Source organism: Streptococcus sp. GMD5S (assembly GCF_000298715.2).
GTDB lineage: Bacteria > Bacillota > Bacilli > Lactobacillales > Streptococcaceae > Streptococcus.
On the sequence record NZ_AJRG02000036.1, the window covers coordinates 1 to 2,972 of the forward strand.

Here is a 2,972-nt window from a genome sequence, read left to right on the forward strand (position 1 = left end):
CTCAGCTATCGACAAAGCAGAAACTAAAGGTTTGATTCATAAAAACAAAGCAAGCCGCGATAAAGCTCGTCTTTCAGCTAAACTTGCTAAATAAGAAACAGTCCATAGAGGCTGTTTTTTTGTCCTCTAATCAGAAAAGGTAGAAAATGAAAATAACAATCATCGGATATTCTGGAGCTGGCAAGTCAACCCTAGCTGAAAAATTATCAAACTACTACTCTATCCCCAAACTGCATATGGATACACTTCAATTTCAACCTGGTTGGCAAGACAGTGACCGCGAATGGATGTTGACCGAGATGAAGAACTTTCTCACAAAGCACGAAGCTTGGGTCATCGACGGCAACTACTCTTGGTGTTGCTATGAAGAAAGAATGCTGGAAGCTGACCAAATCATCTTTCTCAACTTTTCCCCATGGACTTGTCTCTTTCGAGCCTTTAAACGGTATCTCACATACCGAGGTAAAGTCAGAGAAAGTATGGCAGCAGGCTGTCCTGAACGCTTTGACTGGGAATTTATCCGATGGATTCTCTGGGATGGGCGGACAAAGAATGCCAAAGAACGTTATCAACGGATTCAAGAAACCTATCCAGATAAAGTAATTGTTCTCCGGTCGCAAAAGGAGATGGACCACTTCTTAGAAAATCTCGCACATAACAAGAAAAACCAACGTGTATAACGTTGGTTTTTTGCTATTAGCCAATCACACTTCCGTTTGGTACAGCTGGATCAACTGTGAGAAGGGTTAATTTACCATCATGTTCAGCTGAGAGAATCATCCCTTGGCTGACATATTTTTTCATCATTTTACGTGGTTTGAGGTTGGCAACGATTTGTACTTTCTTGCCGACCAATTCTTGTTCGTTTGGATAGTATTTCGCAATACCAGAAAGGATTTGACGATCTTCACCATCTCCAGCATCTAAGCGGAATTGAAGCAACTTATCAGAACCTTCCACTTTAGACACTTCTTTGACTTCTGCGACACGTATTTCAACCTTATCGAAGTCTTCAAACTTGATTTCTTCCTTGTTTAGTTTGAGTTCGACTTCATCTGGATTCCATTCTTTCTCAACGGCTGGCTTGTTGCCTTCCATTTGTTCCTTGATATAGGCGATTTCTTCTTCCATTTCGAGACGTGGGAAGATTGGTGTTCCTTTGGCAACTACTGTTACACCTGCAGGGAAATCAGCTAGGCTCAAGTTTTCAAGGCTAGAAACTTCTGCTAGACCAAGTTGTATCAAGACTGCACGACTGGTTTCCATCATAAATGGCTCAATCAAGTGAGCTACGACACGAAGGCTAGCTGCCAAGTGGCTCATCACACTTGCCAATTGGTCACGGTGCGCTTCGTCCTTAGCCAGTACCCATGGAGCTGTCTCATCGATGTATTTATTAGTACGTGAGATGAGGATCCAGACTGCTTCAAGTGCACGTGGATAGTCAACTGCTTCCATGTAGGTATTGTAGTCAGCGATTGATTGTTCTGCCACTTGAGCAAGTTCATTGTCAAAGTCTGTTACACCTTCTACATAGGCAGGGATTTGACCATCAAAGTACTTGTTAATCATTGAAACCGTACGGTTGAGGAGGTTTCCGAGGTCATTCGCTAATTCATAGTTGATACGCCCTACATAGTCCTCTGGAGTGAAGGTTCCGTCTGAACCGACTGGAAGGCTACGCATGAGGTAGTAACGAAGTGGATCGAGGCCATAGCGTTCTACTAACATTTCAGGATAAACGACATTCCCTTTAGACTTAGACATCTTGCCGTCTTTCATGACAAACCAACCATGAGCAATCAAACGGTCAGGTAATTTAACATCCAACATCATAAGAAGGATTGGCCAATAGATGGAGTGGAAACGAAGGATGTCTTTTCCAACCATATGGAAGACTGTTCCGTTCCAGAACTTGTCAAAGTTGCCATGTTCATCTTGACCGTAACCAAGAGCTGTCGCATAGTTAAGAAGGGCATCGATCCAAACGTAGACAACGTGTTTCGGATTTGATGGGACTGGTACACCCCAGGTAAAGGTTGTACGAGATACTGCTAAGTCTTCCAAGCCTGGCTCAATGAAGTTACGCAACATTTCATTAAGGCGACCATCTGGAGTGATGAAGTCAGGATGTGATTTGAAAAATTCGACCAAGCGGTCTTGGTATTTGCTGAGGCGAAGGAAGTAAGACTCTTCAGAAACCCATTCCACTTCGTGACCTGATGGAGCAATACCGCCTGTCACATTTCCAGCTTCATCACGGAAAACTTCCGCAAGCTGACTTTCTGTAAAGAATTCCTCATCTGAAACTGAATACCAACCAGAGTATTCACCCAAGTAGATATCATCTTGAGCAAGCAAGCGTTCAAAGACCTGAGCCACTACTTTTTCATGATAGTCATCAGTTGTACGGATAAATTTATCGTATGAGATATCTAGTAATTTCCAGAGTTCTTTGACACCAACTGCCATGCCGTCAACATAGGCTTGTGGTGTGATGCCAGCTTCTTCCGCTTTTTGCTGGATTTTCTGACCATGCTCGTCAAGACCTGTCAGATAAAAGACATCGAAGCCCATAAGGCGTTTGTAGCGAGCTAGGACATCACAAGCGATGGTTGTGTAGGCAGAACCGATATGAAGTTTACCAGATGGATAGTAAATCGGTGTTGTAATATAAAAATTCTTTTCAGACATAATTTTTCCTTTCCAGGCAAATGAAACCTGATTTTCTAACACTTCATTATATCATATTTTTAGTGATTTTCGATAGGAAAATCCATACAAAAACAAGACAGATAAATGTCCATCTTGTTTTTTTCTGTTCTATATCTTATTCATAACGAAGTGCTTCGATTGGATCAAGCTTAGACGCTTTATTGGCTGGCAAGACTCCAAAAATCATCCCAACGCTGGCTGACACAGCCAAGCTAAAGAGAGCGATTGGGAGGGAAACCCCAACTTCGATACCTGCA

General features: G+C 42.5%; 4 protein-coding genes. 2 read left to right on the top strand and 2 right to left on the bottom strand.

Going from position 1 to position 2,972, the window contains the following annotated elements:
* Both rpsT and GMD5S_RS0209515 read left to right on the top strand, forming a co-directional pair.
* The coding region (gene rpsT, locus GMD5S_RS0209510; protein ID WP_016893867.1) for a 30S ribosomal protein S20 at positions 1 to 94 on the top strand (94 nt) is incomplete at its 5' end.
* Between the two features lie 52 nt (positions 95 to 146).
* Positions 147 to 680 carry a DNA topology modulation protein gene (locus GMD5S_RS0209515; RefSeq protein WP_000704757.1) on the top strand — a complete coding sequence of 178 codons (534 nt, stop codon included), beginning with the start codon at positions 147 to 149 and terminating at the stop codon, positions 678 to 680.
* A gap of 16 nt (positions 681 to 696) precedes the next feature.
* Here GMD5S_RS0209515 and metG read toward each other — a convergent pair whose 3' ends face one another.
* Complete coding sequence (gene metG / locus GMD5S_RS0209520) at positions 697 to 2,694, bottom strand: methionine--tRNA ligase (protein WP_001291343.1); 1,998 nt, start codon at positions 2,692 to 2,694, stop codon at positions 697 to 699.
* Positions 2,695 to 2,830: 136 nt separating this feature from the next.
* Positions 2,831 to 2,972: ABC transporter permease (locus GMD5S_RS10695; RefSeq protein ID WP_443255805.1), on the bottom strand; the 142-nt coding region annotated here is incomplete at its 5' end.

Coding starts and splice junctions, on each gene's coding strand:
- GMD5S_RS0209515 (WP_000704757.1), top strand. CDS start 147: ATGAAAATAACAATCATCGGATATTCTGGAGCTGGCAAGTCAACCCTA.
- metG (WP_001291343.1), bottom strand. CDS start 2,694: ATGTCTGAAAAGAATTTTTATATTACAACACCGATTTACTATCCATCT.